This window comes from Bacillus sp. FAU18, from assembly GCF_056033885.1.
In genome coordinates this window covers 1,400,082-1,414,996 of the sequence record NZ_JBVYHZ010000003.1, presented here as the reverse complement: position 1 = coordinate 1,414,996, position 14,915 = coordinate 1,400,082, and the positions used below count along the sequence as shown (strand labels likewise).

The 14,915-nt window shown below is 42.9% G+C and carries 17 protein-coding genes and 1 pseudogene; 11 read left to right on the top strand and 7 right to left on the bottom strand.

Translation table 11 applies throughout. From position 1 onward, the window contains the following. Positions 1-52: 52 nt before the first annotated feature. Positions 53-1,453, top strand: coding sequence for a carboxy-terminal processing protease CtpA (gene ctpA / locus AC0OMU_RS07250; RefSeq protein WP_015383887.1), 1,401 nt, complete (start codon positions 53-55; stop codon positions 1,451-1,453). A gap of 33 nt (positions 1,454-1,486) precedes the next feature. Here the strand turns inward: ctpA and AC0OMU_RS07245 are convergent, their stop codons facing one another. Beyond that, a complete protein-coding gene (locus AC0OMU_RS07245; RefSeq protein WP_474241026.1) occupies positions 1,487-2,977 on the bottom strand; it encodes a sodium:solute symporter family protein in 1,491 nt (496 codons plus the stop codon). Further along, complete coding sequence (locus AC0OMU_RS07240; RefSeq protein ID WP_015383885.1) at positions 2,977-3,177, bottom strand: DUF3311 domain-containing protein; 201 nt, start codon at positions 3,175-3,177, stop codon at positions 2,977-2,979. The genes AC0OMU_RS07245 and AC0OMU_RS07240 overlap by 1 nt, the downstream gene beginning before the upstream one ends. A gap of 183 nt (positions 3,178-3,360) precedes the next feature. On the opposite strand from AC0OMU_RS07240, the pseudogene AC0OMU_RS07235 reads away from it, so the two are divergent. Further along, positions 3,361-4,271, top strand: a pseudogene (locus tag AC0OMU_RS07235) (ring-cleaving dioxygenase). 15 nt (positions 4,272-4,286) lie between these two features. After that, positions 4,287-4,889 carry an alpha/beta hydrolase gene (locus AC0OMU_RS07230; protein ID WP_015383883.1) on the top strand — a complete coding sequence of 201 codons (603 nt, stop codon included), beginning with the start codon at positions 4,287-4,289 and terminating at the stop codon, positions 4,887-4,889. Between the two features lie 42 nt (positions 4,890-4,931). Here AC0OMU_RS07230 and AC0OMU_RS07225 read toward each other — a convergent pair whose 3' ends face one another. After that, positions 4,932-5,540 carry a nitroreductase family protein gene (locus tag AC0OMU_RS07225; RefSeq protein WP_014477092.1) on the bottom strand — a complete coding sequence of 203 codons (609 nt, stop codon included), beginning with the start codon at positions 5,538-5,540 and terminating at the stop codon, positions 4,932-4,934. Between the two features lie 129 nt (positions 5,541-5,669). Between AC0OMU_RS07225 and yodB the strand changes: the two genes are divergently transcribed. Continuing rightward, positions 5,670-6,008 carry a transcriptional regulator YodB gene (gene yodB, locus AC0OMU_RS07220; protein ID WP_015483342.1) on the top strand — a complete coding sequence of 113 codons (339 nt, stop codon included), beginning with the start codon at positions 5,670-5,672 and terminating at the stop codon, positions 6,006-6,008. A 394-nt stretch (positions 6,009-6,402) separates the two neighbouring features. On the opposite strand, the gene AC0OMU_RS07215 is transcribed toward yodB, so the two are convergent. Beyond that, positions 6,403-6,792, bottom strand: coding sequence for a tautomerase family protein (locus AC0OMU_RS07215; RefSeq protein ID WP_015383881.1), 390 nt, complete (start codon positions 6,790-6,792; stop codon positions 6,403-6,405). Positions 6,793-7,156: 364 nt separating this feature from the next. Here AC0OMU_RS07215 and AC0OMU_RS07210 point away from each other — a divergent pair, with 364 nt between their 5' ends. Both AC0OMU_RS07210 and AC0OMU_RS07205 read left to right on the top strand, forming a co-directional pair. Then, the gene (locus AC0OMU_RS07210; protein ID WP_474241025.1) at positions 7,157-8,491 is read left to right on the top strand and encodes a gluconate:H+ symporter; all 1,335 of its coding nucleotides are present in this window, start codon (positions 7,157-7,159) and stop codon (positions 8,489-8,491) included. An 84-nt stretch (positions 8,492-8,575) separates the two neighbouring features. After that, the gene (locus AC0OMU_RS07205; RefSeq protein WP_015483340.1) at positions 8,576-8,812 is read left to right on the top strand and encodes a hypothetical protein; all 237 of its coding nucleotides are present in this window, start codon (positions 8,576-8,578) and stop codon (positions 8,810-8,812) included. Between the two features lie 33 nt (positions 8,813-8,845). On the opposite strand, the gene AC0OMU_RS07200 is transcribed toward AC0OMU_RS07205, so the two are convergent. After that, the gene (locus tag AC0OMU_RS07200; RefSeq protein ID WP_015383878.1) at positions 8,846-9,319 is read right to left on the bottom strand and encodes an Hsp20/alpha crystallin family protein; all 474 of its coding nucleotides are present in this window, start codon (positions 9,317-9,319) and stop codon (positions 8,846-8,848) included. A gap of 98 nt (positions 9,320-9,417) precedes the next feature. Here AC0OMU_RS07200 and rarD point away from each other — a divergent pair, with 98 nt between their 5' ends. The 4 genes from rarD (at position 9,418) to bshB2 (ending at position 11,699) form a co-directional block, all read left to right on the top strand. After that, on the top strand, positions 9,418-10,314 hold the full coding sequence (gene rarD / locus AC0OMU_RS07195) for an EamA family transporter RarD (protein WP_015383877.1): 897 nt from the start codon (positions 9,418-9,420) through the stop codon (positions 10,312-10,314). Between the two features lie 75 nt (positions 10,315-10,389). Next, positions 10,390-10,668, top strand: coding sequence for a hypothetical protein (locus AC0OMU_RS07190; protein WP_015383876.1), 279 nt, complete (start codon positions 10,390-10,392; stop codon positions 10,666-10,668). Further along, on the top strand, positions 10,665-11,015 hold the full coding sequence (locus tag AC0OMU_RS07185; RefSeq protein ID WP_003231213.1) for a YojF family protein: 351 nt from the start codon (positions 10,665-10,667) through the stop codon (positions 11,013-11,015). Before AC0OMU_RS07190 ends, AC0OMU_RS07185 begins: the two co-directional genes overlap by 4 nt. An 18-nt stretch (positions 11,016-11,033) precedes the next feature. Further along, entirely contained in the window at positions 11,034-11,699 is a 666-nt protein-coding gene (gene bshB2 / locus AC0OMU_RS07180; RefSeq protein WP_003231215.1) for a bacillithiol biosynthesis deacetylase BshB2, read from the top strand. Positions 11,700-11,724: 25 nt separating this feature from the next. Here bshB2 and rsbRC read toward each other — a convergent pair whose 3' ends face one another. Continuing rightward, positions 11,725-12,573, bottom strand: coding sequence for an RsbT co-antagonist RsbRC (rsbRC, locus tag AC0OMU_RS07175; protein ID WP_014480032.1), 849 nt, complete (start codon positions 12,571-12,573; stop codon positions 11,725-11,727). Positions 12,574-12,588: 15 nt separating this feature from the next. Continuing rightward, the gene (locus AC0OMU_RS07170) at positions 12,589-13,947 is read right to left on the bottom strand and encodes an MATE family efflux transporter (protein WP_015383875.1); all 1,359 of its coding nucleotides are present in this window, start codon (positions 13,945-13,947) and stop codon (positions 12,589-12,591) included. A 265-nt stretch (positions 13,948-14,212) separates the two neighbouring features. On the opposite strand from AC0OMU_RS07170, the gene cdaS reads away from it, so the two are divergent. After that, a complete protein-coding gene (gene cdaS / locus AC0OMU_RS07165; protein WP_080030734.1) occupies positions 14,213-14,836 on the top strand; it encodes a cyclic di-AMP synthase CdaS in 624 nt (207 codons plus the stop codon). Positions 14,837-14,915: the final 79 nt, after the last annotated feature.

Sequence of the window (14,915 nt, the reverse complement as noted above, 5' to 3'; positions counted from 1 at the left end):
GAATAAGAATTCGTCCATGATAATAATGTAAGAAGAAAAAGGTGGTGTTTAATTGAAACGGCAATTAAAACTGTTTTTTATTGTGCTGATCACTGCAGTTGTCGCTTCGGCGCTTACTTTATTTATTACGGGCAATTCCAGTATCCTGGGCCAAAAATCAGCAAGCACAGGAGACAGCAAGTTCGACAAATTAAATAAAGCGTATGAGCAAATCAAAAGTGATTATTACCAAAAAACAGATGATGACAAATTAGTAGACGGAGCAATTAAAGGAATGATTCAATCACTGGATGATCCGTATTCTACATATATGGATCAAGAGCAAGCGAAATCATTCGACGAGACGATTTCAGCATCTTTTGAAGGAATCGGAGCCCAAGTAGAGGAGAAAGACGGAGAAATCCTTATTGTATCCCCAATTAAAGGTTCACCTGCTGAAAAAGCCGGTATCAAACCGAGGGACCAAATCATTAAGGTGAATGGAAAAAGCGTAAAAGGCATGAATGTAAATGAAGCCGTCGCTTTAATCCGAGGCAAAAAGGGCACAAAGGTGAAGCTTGAACTGAACAGAGCGGGAGTGGGGAATATCGATTTTTCCATTAAGCGCGATACCATTCCTGTAGAGACTGTCTATTCAGAGATGAAAGACAACAACATCGGAGAAATTCAAATCACTTCTTTCTCTGAAACAACAGCTAAAGAGCTGACAGATGCGATTGACAGTTTAGAGAAAAAAGGCGCCAAAGGCTATATTTTAGACTTGAGAGGCAACCCGGGCGGCTTAATGGAACAGGCGATTACGATGAGCAACCTGTTCATTGATAAAGGGAAAAACATCATGCAGGTTGAATACAAAAACGGTTCAAAAGAAGTCATGAAGGCCGAAAAAGAACGGAAAGTGACCAAGCCGACCGTCGTTTTAGTAAATGACGGTACAGCAAGCGCAGCCGAAATTATGGCCGCTGCCCTTCATGAATCGTCAAACGTACCGTTAATCGGCGAGACGACATTCGGCAAAGGTACAGTACAAACGGCAAAAGAATATGATGATGGCTCTACCGTCAAACTGACAGTTGCCAAATGGCTGACTGCTGACGGCGAATGGATTCACAAAAAAGGCATCAAGCCTCAAGTGAAAGCAGAGCTGCCTGATTACGCGAAGCTGCCGTATTTGGACGCAGATAAAACGTACAAATCAGGTGATACAGGCACAAACGTCAAAGTGGCTCAGAAAATGCTCAAAGCACTTGGTTACAAGGTAAAGATTAACAGTACGTATGACCAGGACTTTGTATCTGTCGTCAAACAGTTCCAGAAAAAAGAGAAGCTGAAAGAAACAGGCATACTGACTGGCGATACAACAACGAAATTAATGATAGAACTTCAAAAGAAGCTGTCTGATAATGATACGCAAATGGAAAAGGCAATTGAAACACTGAAAAAAGAAATGTAAAAAAACCATACGCGGCTGCCGCGTATGGTTTTTTTATGCACCCTTTTGATTTGGATTAGCGTCTTGTTTTTTGCCAAATAAACCTTCAATGACAGGATTGGATCCCGCGTTTTTAACGAACAGCGGATTCAGGATCACCACAGCGATCATGTTGGCGGCCAATCCCCAGAATCCTTCATAAATGCCATGTGCGGATTGAGTGGTATACACAATAAACGTAACCGCTAGGCCGACTAATAATCCGATAACTGTCGCTTCTTTCGTTTGGTTTTTCCAGAACAGGCTGACAGCGATCGCAGGGAAGATTTGCACCATACCGGATACACCTAATAGCTGGAGTGTCACTAAGGCAGTCGGGAACAGCATTCCAAACAGCAGCGCAAGACCGATGACAACAAAGACCATTGAACGTGTGACGAGGGTCAGCTTGCTTTGCGACACATTCAGATGAATCAAATCCCGGTATAGGTTGTTGGCGAATAAATTCGATGCGCCGATTGCCATAATGGAACAAGGTATTAATGAAGCAAGAGCGATAGTGGCATATGCAAAACCTTGTGCCACGCCGCCGTAAGATGTTTGAATCAAATGCAGCAGCGCCAGCCTTGGATTTGTATCTTCCGGCAGGACAAGAAAGGCGATAAAGCCAAGAAAAATAACCAAAATTAACACGATATTATAAAGCGGCAAAAACATGCTGTTTTTTCTTACTGCATCAGCGCTTTTCGCCGTGAAAACACCTGTAGCGGCATGTGCCCACATAAAAAGTGCCAGAGCGGAAACAATAGATGCTGTGATAAACCAAGGAATGCCTTTTGGCCCTTCTGCCGGTATCGTCAGCATTTGAGGCGCTTCCTTCACTAACGTGTCAATCATCGGTGTCCAGCCGTTAAAATGAATGAGAGGGAGGGACACCACCATAAACAGCATAATGACCCATACTAAAATGTCCTTAATGATGGCTGTATATGTAGGCCCTTTAATCCCGCTGAAGAATGTGTAAAGAGCAACAAGAATAAATGAAATGATCACAACGAATTTTACGTTAATATATCCGGTACCGGCAACCTGAAGCGTGTCTTGAATGCCGCTCAGCTGAAGGCATATGTACGGAATAAGCATGAGTACCCCAACGATGGCAACGAGGCTTGCCAAAAGCTTACTGTTAAAACGTTCCCGGGCATAATCCGCGAGTGTTGTTAATTTATGAATTTTCGCAACTTTCCAAAGTTTTGGCAAGAAGAAGTAGGCGATAAAGTAGGCCAACACAGAATAAGGAATGGCGAAAAATGCAACACTTCCGCCTGTAAAAGCAGTACTGGTCAACCCTAAGAAAGTATAGGCCGTATAAAGGTCAGCGCCTACTAAAAACCAGACGAGAAGACCGCCGAAGCGTCTGCCGCCGACAGACCATTCTTCCACAGAAGTGCGCGAGGATTTGTCTCTTCCGGCGAGAAAGCCGATACAGACAACGGTTAAAACAATAATAGAAGTAATGAGAAGTGCAGTCAGATTCCCTTGCATTATTCAAGTCCTCCATCTTTTTTTTGCATCTGATAAATGCCAAACGAGCATAACGGCGTAATAATAATCCACAACAGCAGCCAAAAGTGGAAAAACGGCAGGCCGAACATAATCGGTTCTTTTCGATTCACAAGCGGCAAAAGCGCGAGCTGAACGAATGGCAAAAGAATGAGAATAACAATAAGTGCTTTTTTAACCATTTACTTTCCTCCTGAAACATGATAATGCTCACTATAATAGCAGTTGTAAGAAAAGATCACAAGATAATTATTAGAAAAAAATGATTTTTTCAATTATTTAATCAAAACACATGGTTTGCATCCTTTTGAATAAAGGTTTAAAATAATGAATATCTTGAAATCGAGATAAATAGGAGTGAGAAAATGAAAACAGAAGGATTGCACCATGTCACAGCATTCGCCAGAGATCCGCAAGAAAACTTGCGATTTTATACAGAAGCGCTTGGACTCAGGCTTGTTAAAAAAACAGTAAACTTTGATGATCCCGGAACGTATCATTTTTACTTTGGGAATCAAAACGGAGATCCCGGTACAATAATGACCTTTTTTCCGTTCCAAGGAAGCGGACAGGGAACGGTAGGAAAAGGCCAAGCGGGCCGGGTGTACTTTTCAGTTCCCTCAGGCTCCCTGTCTTTTTGGAAGGAGCGTCTTGAGAAAAGCGAGCTGAGCCTAGAGGAAAAAACGTTGTTTGGTGAAAAAGGTCTTATTTTTGATGATACAGAAGACCTTCCGCTGGCGATCATGGAGGATGCAAAAGCGGCAAAAGCGAGTGGACGCCTGACGGGATCACAACAAATGAAGCAATTACGGGAATGAAAGGTGTGCTGCTATATTCCTACGACCCGCAGGCGACCATACAATTGTTAACGGAAAGCCTTGGATATACCAAAGTGGCCGAAGAAGACCAGATTGTCAGACTGGCAACCTCAGCGGCCGTCGGCGGTGTCATTGATGTCCATTTACACCCTGAAAAAAGAGGAGTCGGAGGATATGGTACGGTACACCATGTAGCGTTTCGGACAAAGAAAAAGGAACAGGCGAAATGGCTGCCGATTATTGCTGAAAACCATCTGCCTTCGTCAGAAATTCTCGACAGGGAATACTTTACATCAGTTTATTTCAGGGAGAAAGGCGGTATCTTATTTGAAATTGCCACAGATGAACCGGGCTTTATGACAGATGAAACGTTTGCTGAGCTAGGGACTTCCTTAAAACTGCCTGAATGGCTGGAGAAACATAGACAACAAATTACAGACATTTTACCTGAACTTTAAAAGGGGGAATTTATAATGAAGCATATTTATGAAAAAGGAACATCTGACAACGTACTTTTGCTGTTGCATGGCACGGGCGGTAATGAACACGATCTGCTTTCATTGGGGCGGTTTATAGACCCTGATGCTCATTTGCTTGGTGTCAGAGGATCGGTGCTTGAAAATGGAATGCCGCGATTTTTCAAACGTCTGAGTGAAGGAGTTTTTGATGAAAAGGATCTTGTGGTGCGGACAAGAGAATTGAAAGATTTTATCGACGAGGCTGCAGAAACGCATCAGTTTAATCGCGACCGAGTGATTGCAGTCGGTTATTCAAACGGCGCAAACATTGCGGCAAGCCTGCTTTTTCATTATAAAGATGTGTTAAAAGGGGCTATTCTGCATCATCCAATGGTTCCGATTCGGGGTATCGAGCTGCCTGATATGGCAGGGCTCCCTGTTTTTATCGGTGCCGGGAAATACGATCCTCTTTGCACGAAGGAAGAATCAGAAGAGCTTTACTGCTATTTACGTGACAGCGGGGCATCAGCCTCTGTTTTCTGGCAGGACGGGGGCCATCAGCTGACTCAGCATGAAGCTGAACAGGCTCGTGAATGGTACAAAGAGGCGATTGTATAAAAAAACCTTAGTCCGGATTTCGGACTAAGGTTTTTCATATTCTTACAGCCAAGTTGATACTTTTGAAAGCGGCAGACGGTTGCTTTGATGTGCAGGCTTCACTGCTTTGCCGATTGAAATTAGCATAACCGGAACATAGCGCTCACTGATATCAAATTGCTTTTGGAACTGCTCTTTGTTAAATCCGCCGATTGCGCAAGTGTCATAACCTTTTGCTTTTGCGGCAATCATAAGCTGCATAGCAGCTAAAGAAGCATTTAAGAAAGCGGAATCACGTGCGAATTGCTCGCTTTGGTAAGCACCGTTGATTTGGCCGAGCAATGTTTGTTTGATTTCATCCGTAATATAGCCTTGGCTTGCTAATTCAGCATAAACTTCTTCACCGTTTTCATTTGCCTTTAAATCGCCTAAAATGGCAACAACAGCAGAAGACTCAACGATTTGTTTTTGATTATACGCTACAGGAAGAAGCTCCGCCTTTGATTCATCGCTGTGGAATACTGTAAAATGCCAATGCTGAAGGTTCCAAGCGGAAGGCGCTTTAGCGGCAAGGTCTAATAGCTCAGTCAGCTCCTCCTTAGAGATCGGGGCATTTGTATCATATTCCTTTACAGATGCACGTGCTTTTAAAACATCCAGAGTATTCGTCATAGTGTTTCCTCCTTCGGATAAACGTGGTATGATAATAGAAAAGTTAGAAGCTTACTAAATGTAACTTGAAAGATTATTGTAATGGATCATTGAATACATGTCAATCAATAGATGAAGGGATGAAGACTTGTGGGAAATACGATGTGCCCTAAAATGGAATCCGCATTTTCATTGCTGGGAAAACGATGGAACGGTCTGATCATCCATGTGCTAATGGATGGGCCGAAACGGTTTAAAGAGATAACGGAAACAATACCGATGATCAGCCAAAAAATGTTGGCAGAGCGCTTGAAGGAGCTTGAACAAAACGAGATTATCGAACGGCAGGTTCTCCCTGAAACGCCGGTCAAAGTCATCTACACGCTAACTGAAAAAGGAACAGCGCTTCAAGCTGTATTTCAAGAGATGCAGGCATGGGCCGATCAATTTTGCGAGCCTGGTGACACAGTGTGTGAAGAAGAGAAATAAGGAAAGCGGCACCTGAAAAAGAGCCTTTGTTTCCATGGTGAGTCATGTAAGTACGGTTCACACCCGTTTACATGACTTTTTATATTTGACAGACTGACATTTCCGGATTGGCAAAAGTGTCATGTGCATATGAAGGGGATATATAAAATAGGAAATGATCAATAAGTTATAGCATCCAGCCTGTTGTAAATGAGGATAATGATTTATCTTGTTATGCAAATCTTATTTTACGCCAAAACCCATTCATCTTCCAATTGGCATTTAAACCGGATCTAAAAGGAGATCCAGGTTTTTCGTATTGCTGGATGCTTCTATACTGATGACTTCCGCATTTATGAAAAGAAGAGAGAGCTTCTTTGGAGCTCTCTCTTCTTTTTTATGGGGAGACGAAATCTTATAGTTTTCCATTCAAAAATTGCGCCTCACCGAGACCGAAACTCCAGTCTGCGTCACCATTCTCAGTAATAGATACCATGAGGTCTTCAGGGGAAATTCCGCATTTTTCTTTTAGCCTTTCAGCAAGCAGAGCATACAATTTTTCCTTTTGGCTTTCGGTTCTTGCTTTGCTTGTCATGCTAATGATGACCAGGTCCTTGGTTCTCTGAAACCCTAATCCCGTATCTTGGATTATAAGCTCGTTTGCTGGATGCTGATGGACAATTTGATAACGGTCTCTTTCCGGAACACCAAACGCTTCAACCATCGCTTGGTGAGCAGTATCTAATAACAATTGCAGCGATTTTTCATCACGGCCCTCAATTACATCAAAACGCAATAATGGCATGTGTACTCCTCCTCTTGTGAAGTTGTTATCCGTCTGTTCTCATATTGTCTCATTTGCTTCCTGACTATGGATAAATATAATGATTGGCAGTCAACTTTAAAAAACATAACATATAACCAAAAGTTAATCAACATATAACTAATACATCATTGGGTTAGGCGGTAGATAATCGAGACAAGCTCATAAAAACGATTGACAGTCATTGATTAGGAGATTAGTATGAACATATTAGTTGATCAAAAGATAACAATCATATAACCAAGACGTTTTTAGTTATTAATGAAAACGTTTTCTGTTCATCTAGGCATGAAAAGCGCCAAAACATTGTCGCGAGAATCATATAAAACACTTTTGGAGGGGTACCATGCCGATTTTAATTGTAGCTGTCGGAGTGCTGATTCTGTTATTTCTCATTATTAAAGTAAAATTAAATACCTTTGTCTCACTGATTGTCGTTTCATTTTTAGTAGCCATCGGACTTGGAATGGATATCAATAAAATTGTTCTTTCAATTGAGACTGGAATTGGCGGGCAGCTGGGGCATTTAGCTTTAGTGTTTGGACTTGGCGCGATGCTCGGGAGGCTTGTCTCAGATGCTGGGGGCGGCTACCGGATTGCCATTACGCTGATTGATAAATTCGGGAAGGAACGAATACAGGCGGCGGTTGTGGTTGCCTCTTTTATCATCGGTGTTGCGCTGTTTTTTGAAGTGGGTCTTGTTCTGTTGATACCGATTGTTTACGCGATTGCTAAAGAATTAAAAATGCCTTTTCTGTATCTGGGAATCCCGATGGCCGCCGCCTTAAATGTTACTCACGGATTTTTGCCCCCGCATCCTGCTCCAACTGCTATCTCAGTTGCATACGGTGCCCATATTGGCCAGGTGCTGCTTTTTGGAATCACTATCGCTGTTCCGACAACTGTGATTGCCGGGCCTTTATTTAATAAATTTGCGATGAAACGGTTTCCTGGTGCATATCAAAAGCATGGAAACTTATCGGGGTTAGGACCGAGGAAAGAATTTCAGCTGGATGAAACACCGGGCTTTGCGATCAGTGCTGTCACGTCTTTATTCCCGGTTATCTTTATGGCAATGGCAACAGTTTTTTCTTTATTATTGAGTGAACATTCAAAAGGAAAAGACATTATAGAATTTATCGGCACTCCGGGAACGGCAATGCTCATTTCGCTGTTGCTTGCACTCTATACGATGGGATATGCCCGTAAAATATCTATGCAGGAAATTAGCAGATCTATTTCAGAATCAATTTCGCAAATTGCGATGATGCTGCTCATCATAGGAGGGGGAGGAGCGTTTAAACAGGTGCTGATTGACGGCGGGGTCGGCGATTATGTCGCTGATTTTTTCCGTCAAACAAACATGTCGCCGCTATTCGTTGCATGGACCATCGCCGCGGTTCTGCGTCTGTGTCTAGGCTCTGCTACCGTGGCTGCGCTTACCACCGCGGGAATGGCAGCTCCGCTTATGGAGGCTGGCAGTGTAAACCCCGCGTTAATGGTGCTTGCAACAGGAGCCGGCAGTGTCATTGCGTGTCATGTAAATGATGCAGGATTTTGGATGGTAAAGGAATTTTTCGGCTTGAGCATGAAAGAAACATTTCAAACCTGGACGCTGCTTACAACAGTTCTTTCGGTTACAGGGCTAGGCTGTGTGTTATTGGCAGGGCTTGTGATGTAACAATCATAGACAGTCCGTAGCCCAATCGTTTTTCTTCTTTGTTGAATACTTTACGTATAGGCAGACATAAAGGAGGAAAAAATCATGTACCCTCATCATTCGTATTATCGCGGAATCCCAAGTCCAGCCGGATATCCGGCGCGTAGTCCTTTTTTGTTTGGCGCTCCTCTAGTCGGCGGTTTATTAGGCGGTTTTCTCGGGAGTGCGCTGTTTAACTATTCTCGTCCCTATGCCTATCCTCCTGGCCCTTATGGATACGGAGGCGGACCGTACGGTTTTGGTGCCGGCGGGCCATACGGGGGATATCCCGGCTTCTATTAATAAAAACGGCCTGCATCGATTGCAGGCCGTTTTTTATCGGATGATTTCTACCTCGGACATATTGTAGTCTTGCTGCTTTTGAAACATGACTTCCAGAAGGCCATCCTTATAGACGGCTTTTGTTCCTTTGCGTTTGACTAAACAAGGAAGGTTTACTTTTTTCGGATGATCTGCTCTTGGGAAGTTTTCCAACCATAATTCGTGAGATGTGTGTTTGATTCTCACTTGTTCCAGCCATTCTTCGCTGATTGGCACCTTTACAAACACATGGTCTGCAGTTTCGAATATATCAATATCAGGTTTGACATCAGGTTTTGCATCAGGTTTGGCGGGCTGTTCTTTTTGGGGGAGAGGATCGCGGAAAGGAAATTGAGCCGCATAATCACTGCCGAACACACTTTCCATCACACGATTGACATACGTTTCAACTTCTTTCGGATCAGCTTTTTTTAATGCTTCTTTAGAAAATTGATTGTGGAAAGGAAAGTACTTGTTCCACTCAAACATTGTCTTCACATCCTTTCTTCACGGACAAAATAGTATATGCCCGCCAGATCTTTCACGTGATATAATATAAGATGCTCTAAAGAAAGGCAGGGATATAAATGCAATATTCAGAAACAAAAAAAGGCGTTATTTACACAGCCGTTTCCTTTATCATGTGGGGCCTGTTTCCGCTCTATTGGAAGCTTCTCGAACAGCTGCCGGCTCTTGATATTTTGGCTCATCGTATTATATGGTCTTTTGTTTTTATGTGTATCGTACTTTTTTTCTTGCGGCAATGGAAAATAGGATGGCAGGAGCTGCGCTCTCTGAAAAAGAACGGAGGGATCCTCTCTTTATTTCTTGCCTCTATCCTGATTTCGATCAACTGGTTTGTATACATATGGGCTGTCAACCATGGCTTTTTGCTTGAGGCTAGTCTTGGCTATTACATTAATCCGCTTGTATCAGTGCTCCTTGGGATTTTATTTTTAAAGGAAAAACTGAATCGCCTGCAATTAGTGGCCGTTTCGATTGCGGCAGCCGGTGTCATCATCTCGGCGTTCCAATACGGCTCCATTCCTTATGTTGCGCTTCTGCTGGCATTCAGTTTTGGGCTATACGGGTTAAGCAAAAAAAGAACAAGCCTGCCGAGCGCCATCGGCTTAACGCTGGAAACATTCATGATTATGCCCATTGCATTGGGGTATTTGCTGTTCAGCGGACATGTTCAGCCAGCGGGTGCAGAAAGCGGAGGGACGTGGCTGCTTCTCTTTTTGGCCGGTGTGTTTACGGCTTTGCCGCTCTTATTGTTTGCGGAAGGAGCGAAACGGCTGCCGCTGTATCAAGTCGGTATCTTACAATATATTGCGCCGACCATTACCCTGCTGATCGGGCTGTTTGTTTACCATGAGCCATTTTCAAGCTCGAAGGCTTTTACATTCAGCTGTATATGGGCTGCGCTGCTCTTGTTTACGTTTTCACAAGTGAAGTGGAAACGGGCGTCAAAAAGCCATTGAGGCCTTTGGCTTTTCAGCTGATGCATATATTATGTATAATCATTTCATGTATGTAAGACATAAAGGAGCAAGACGATGGACAATGATAAAGAGATAGTGAAAGCCTATGCTTCACTTTGGAATAACCGATCTCTCGCACATAATGACGCAGAAGCGGTAGCAGAGGCGATTGATCTTGAGCTCTTGGATAGACGAACACATCCAAGACTCCGAAAACCGATGCTGGAAAAATATTTTGCCGCGATTCAGCGCATTGTGAATTCACAGCTCGAACCGGCTGTGAAATATCAGCTGGTCAAATTACATACAGAACGTGCAGAGTATTTAAAAGAAGAAAGAGGGGAGCAATCATGAAAGCGATCATAAAAGAAGATGTGCAAGCATCTTTAGAACGATATGCGGACCGCCCTGTATATATCCATTTAGAAACCACCACAGGTTCTTATTCAGCGCATTTAAATGAAAAGAACATGACAGTTGTTGCGTATATCCGCAATGCAAAAGTCACTTATCATCAGGCAAAAATCAAAGGTAACGGGCCTTACCGCGTTGGCTTGAAAACAGAAGAAGGCTGGATTTATGCTGAAGGCTTGACTGAATACACGGTAGATGAAGAAAACCGTTTATTAATGGCGGGACATCTGCCGGGCGGTAAACTGGCTATTTCTCTGCAAATCAGCGAAAAACCGTTCACAGTTTAAAGAAAAGGGTGAATAATAATGAAAGAACATGTACTAGTAATCCTGCCTCACCCTGATGATGAATCATATGGAGTGGCAGGTCTAATTGCCTTAAACAGAAAAAAAGACATTCCCGTTACGTATGCCTGCGCCACTTTAGGTGAAATGGGCAGAAATATGGGCGATCCATTTTTCGCTAATCGTGAAACGTTGCCGCTGCTAAGAAAACAAGAGCTCATCAACGCTTGCAAAGAAATGGATATCAATGACCTTCGTATGCTTGGACTCCGTGACAAAACGCTCGAATTTGAAGACGATGAGTATTTAGCTGATATCATGGAAGAGATCATAGATGATGTAAAACCAAGTTTAATTGTCACATTTTATCCCGGACACGGTGTGCACCCTGACCATGATGCATGCGGGGAAGCGGTTATCCGTGCATTATATCGCAAAAAGAAAGAAGACCGTCCGCGTACAATCTGCATGGCCATTACCCGCAACAGAGAAGAGGTTCTCGGCGAAGCTGATGTCGTACTTGATATCAAAGAAGTAGCTGATATTAAAATGAATGCGTTAAGAGCTCACCGCACACAAACAGAAGGCATGCTCAGAGAGCTTGAAGAGAAATTGAAAAATAATGAACCTGTTATGGCAACATGGTTTGAAGAAGAAATATATTGGACGTATCAATGGAATGATTAATCAAAAAGGTATAAGGCCTTAAGCCTTATACCTTTTTTAATTTTAAGTCCGATGCAATTGCTGAAGCGAGAGTGGATCTCAAGGAAATACCTTCGAAAGACAAACCTAGCTGAACCGCTGTTTGCGCGATTTCCGGACGGATTCCAGACAAAGTTGAAGAAACACCGATTAAACGAAGCGCCTCAATCAGACTGAACAGCTGATGGGCAACCATCGTATCAATCACAGCTACTCCTGACAAATCAATATACAGTTGTGTCACCTTTTTTTTCGCACATTGATGCAGTGTGTTTTCCATAATCAGCTTGGCGCGGACTGTATCAATATCTCCGATTAAAGGCAGCAGTCCGACGCTGTGAAACAGCACGATGACCGGAGCGCTCAATTCAGTAATCATATCTTTTTGGGCCTGAAGCTGAAGGCTTGTGTTTTTGTACATTTCTTCTATAAAAATATGAATCACAAGATCAAACGCTTTTATAAGGGCGTGATACAGGTCTTCGGCTTCTTCGCTTTTCACAGTATCCTGATTGAGATGGACAAATTCTTTCACATAGGAAACATATAAATCTCTCACTCTGACAAACTCCCGAATAATATAGTGGATAGGAGTTTTTAAATGCTCTTGATCCTGTGTGACTTCAAAGGCCCATTCTTTCAGTATAGGCAAGTATACGTCCTCATCATCTATAAAAATACGGTTTATTTTATAGTTAAAGGCAAGATTCTGGCTCTTTAAATTGTGAATGACAACAGGGTCTGTTGAGGCATAAATGGAATTGGGATCAGTCTCCTCGATTGTTTCATACCACGTTGAACTGATGGTTTCCGCATGCTGGGAAAGATACTCGAATAATTTTTTGTTTTTTGCCATGATTGATCACCTCTTTTAAATGTGTTGTTTTTGAGAATAACGTTTTTGCAGTTTTGCCAGCCTGAAAAACAGCCCAACTGCTCCGGCGGCGAGTCCTGCTATTAATCCAATCCAATAGCCGAATGCACCGAGGCTTGTAAACGTACCGACCATATAACCGACCGGAAGGCCAATGACCCAGTAAGAGACAAAAGCGGCCGCAAGCGTATAGTTCACATCTTTGTACCCTCTGAGTGCTCCCTGGATCGGTGCGGCAACAGCATCGGAAAGCTGAAAAAATAGCGCATAAATTAAAAAGTGCTGTGTCAGCCGGAGCACATCGGGGTCAGAGGTGTACATGCCCGCAATTTGCTCTCTGAATAAAAGGATACAGGCGGCAGTGAACAAAGAAAAGCCGATCGCCATCATGATGCCGATTAAGCTATATGAGCGTGCATCCTTAAAACGGGCTGCACCAGCTTCAAACCCGACAACAATTGTTAAAGCCATGGATACGCTGAGCGGCAGCATATATAAAAGAGACGCAAAATTCATGGCTGCCTGGTGGGACGCGATGGTCACTGTATGAAAATGGCTCATGAGAAGCGTGACAGCTGCGAAAATGCTCGTTTCAAAAAACACGGCGAACCCAATAGGCAGCCCGATTTTGAGCAAGTTTTTGCATGCTTTCCAAGAGAACTTATACATGGTAAGGAAAATCCCATATTCAGAAAACGGTGCGTTTTTATGAATAATGAAAAAACTGATGATGCAGATACACCAATAAGTTAACGCGGATGCCAGCCCCGCGCCGACACCCCCAAGTGCCGGCATTCCGAACTTCCCGAAGATAAATACATAATTCAATACAAAATTGATCGGAAGAGAACTGAGTGTAATCATCATGGTGACTCTCGTTTTTCCTAATGAGTCGATGAATGATCTCAACACGGTGTAAACAAATAAAGGGAAAATTCCCAGTGATAAAAAGCCTAAAAAGTGTTTAGCAATCTGATGCACGTGAATATCAAGGTTCAATCGGCCAAGAATAAGGTCAACTGCAGCATATCCAATCACTAAAACGGCGATGCTAAGAAGCGCGGCCACGTATACAGCCTGTAAAACAGTAAAGGGGATCTTCTGTTTTTTCTCGGCGCCTAATAACTGAGCGACAATCGGGGTGACCGCCATTAATATACCTGCCAGTCCTGTGTAAACAGGGGTCCAAAGGCTTGAGCCAATCGCGACACCCGCTAAATCAGCGGGGCTGACTTTCCCTGACATCACCGTATCTAGAAAAGTCATTAGAGAAAGCCCCGCTTGGGTAATGAATATCGGTATTAAAATGTGCAAAAGCTGTTTGATTTTTTCCCGGGCGTTTTGAGTTTCTATCATACATTGATCTCCGTTTCTTTTTCATAACGAGAGAAATTATAACATTTTATGTATAAAAAGCAATGAACGCCGGGCCTATTCTTTTTTTGTCGGTTTCGTTTTTCTAAACATTTGGGCATAAATAAAAGAAAGCGAAATCACGCCTAAAAAGGTGCAAATATACTGAATGATTCTTTCGATTTCCATTCTTTACATCCCTCCTTTACCAATAGAATGTGCATCAATAAGATAAGCATTCGTGAAAAGTTGGAAATTTGAACAGGAGATGAAGGCTATGCGCTATGAGCAGATATCAGAAAATGCGTTCAAGGGGAAAATACAGGTGTACTTAGAGCAAATATTAGGTGATGCATCTCTAATCTTGAAAACGCTTCACGAAAAAGACCAGTGCCTTCTTTGTGAATTAGATGATTTGGGGCACGTTTTTCAGGACATGCAGGGGATTGCATCCTCCTTTTATTTGCAATCATACATTGAGGAATTTACGCCGGCATTTATTGAGCTGGCCAAGGCGATTAAAGCCTTATCGGAACATAAGCATGGAGCTTTAATTGTGATTGAAAGAGCAGACCCGGTTGAACATTTTATTCAAAAAGGCACCTCCCTACACGCCGAGATCAGCTCTTCATTAATTGAAAGCATCTTTTTTCCCGGAAACCCTCTTCATGACGGCGCTTTATTGGTGAGGGAAAATAAACTTGTGTCAGCAGCCAATGTGCTCCCTTTGACGACGAAGGAAGTGGATATCCATCTGGGAACCCGGCACCGGGCGGCTCTTGGTATGTCGGGATATACGGATGCACTGGTGCTCGTGGTTTCAGAGGAAACAGGGAAGATGTCGTTTGCCAAAGACGGTGTATTATATCCGTTAATTTCACCAAGAACGTAAAAATAATAAAAAGGGCCTGATTAAGAATCCTATCATGAGACAAAATGACTGAATTCGCATCTTTATTAAAGCATTCGCT

Bases quoted from the DNA above. Each gene is read 5' to 3' on its own strand.
- AC0OMU_RS07245 (WP_474241026.1), bottom strand. From the start codon at position 2,977: ATGCAAGGGAATCTGACTGCACTTCTCATTACTTCTATTATTGTTTTA.
- AC0OMU_RS07240 (WP_015383885.1), bottom strand. From the start codon at position 3,177: ATGGTTAAAAAAGCACTTATTGTTATTCTCATTCTTTTGCCATTCGTT.
- AC0OMU_RS07230 (WP_015383883.1), top strand. From the start codon at position 4,287: ATGAAGCATATTTATGAAAAAGGAACATCTGACAACGTACTTTTGCTG.
- AC0OMU_RS07225 (WP_014477092.1), bottom strand. From the start codon at position 5,540: ATGACGAATACTCTGGATGTTTTAAAAGCACGTGCATCTGTAAAGGAA.
- AC0OMU_RS07215 (WP_015383881.1), bottom strand. From the start codon at position 6,792: ATGCCATTATTGCGTTTTGATGTAATTGAGGGCCGTGATGAAAAATCG.
- AC0OMU_RS07210 (WP_474241025.1), top strand. From the start codon at position 7,157: ATGCCGATTTTAATTGTAGCTGTCGGAGTGCTGATTCTGTTATTTCTC.
- AC0OMU_RS07205 (WP_015483340.1), top strand. From the start codon at position 8,576: ATGTACCCTCATCATTCGTATTATCGCGGAATCCCAAGTCCAGCCGGA.
- AC0OMU_RS07200 (WP_015383878.1), bottom strand. From the start codon at position 9,319: ATGTTTGAGTGGAACAAGTACTTTCCTTTCCACAATCAATTTTCTAAA.
- rarD (WP_015383877.1), top strand. From the start codon at position 9,418: ATGCAATATTCAGAAACAAAAAAAGGCGTTATTTACACAGCCGTTTCC.
- AC0OMU_RS07190 (WP_015383876.1), top strand. From the start codon at position 10,390: ATGGACAATGATAAAGAGATAGTGAAAGCCTATGCTTCACTTTGGAAT.
- AC0OMU_RS07185 (WP_003231213.1), top strand. From the start codon at position 10,665: ATGAAAGCGATCATAAAAGAAGATGTGCAAGCATCTTTAGAACGATAT.
- bshB2 (WP_003231215.1), top strand. From the start codon at position 11,034: ATGAAAGAACATGTACTAGTAATCCTGCCTCACCCTGATGATGAATCA.
- rsbRC (WP_014480032.1), bottom strand. From the start codon at position 12,573: ATGGCAAAAAACAAAAAATTATTCGAGTATCTTTCCCAGCATGCGGAA.
- AC0OMU_RS07170 (WP_015383875.1), bottom strand. From the start codon at position 13,947: ATGATAGAAACTCAAAACGCCCGGGAAAAAATCAAACAGCTTTTGCAC.
- cdaS (WP_080030734.1), top strand. From the start codon at position 14,213: ATGAAGGCTATGCGCTATGAGCAGATATCAGAAAATGCGTTCAAGGGG.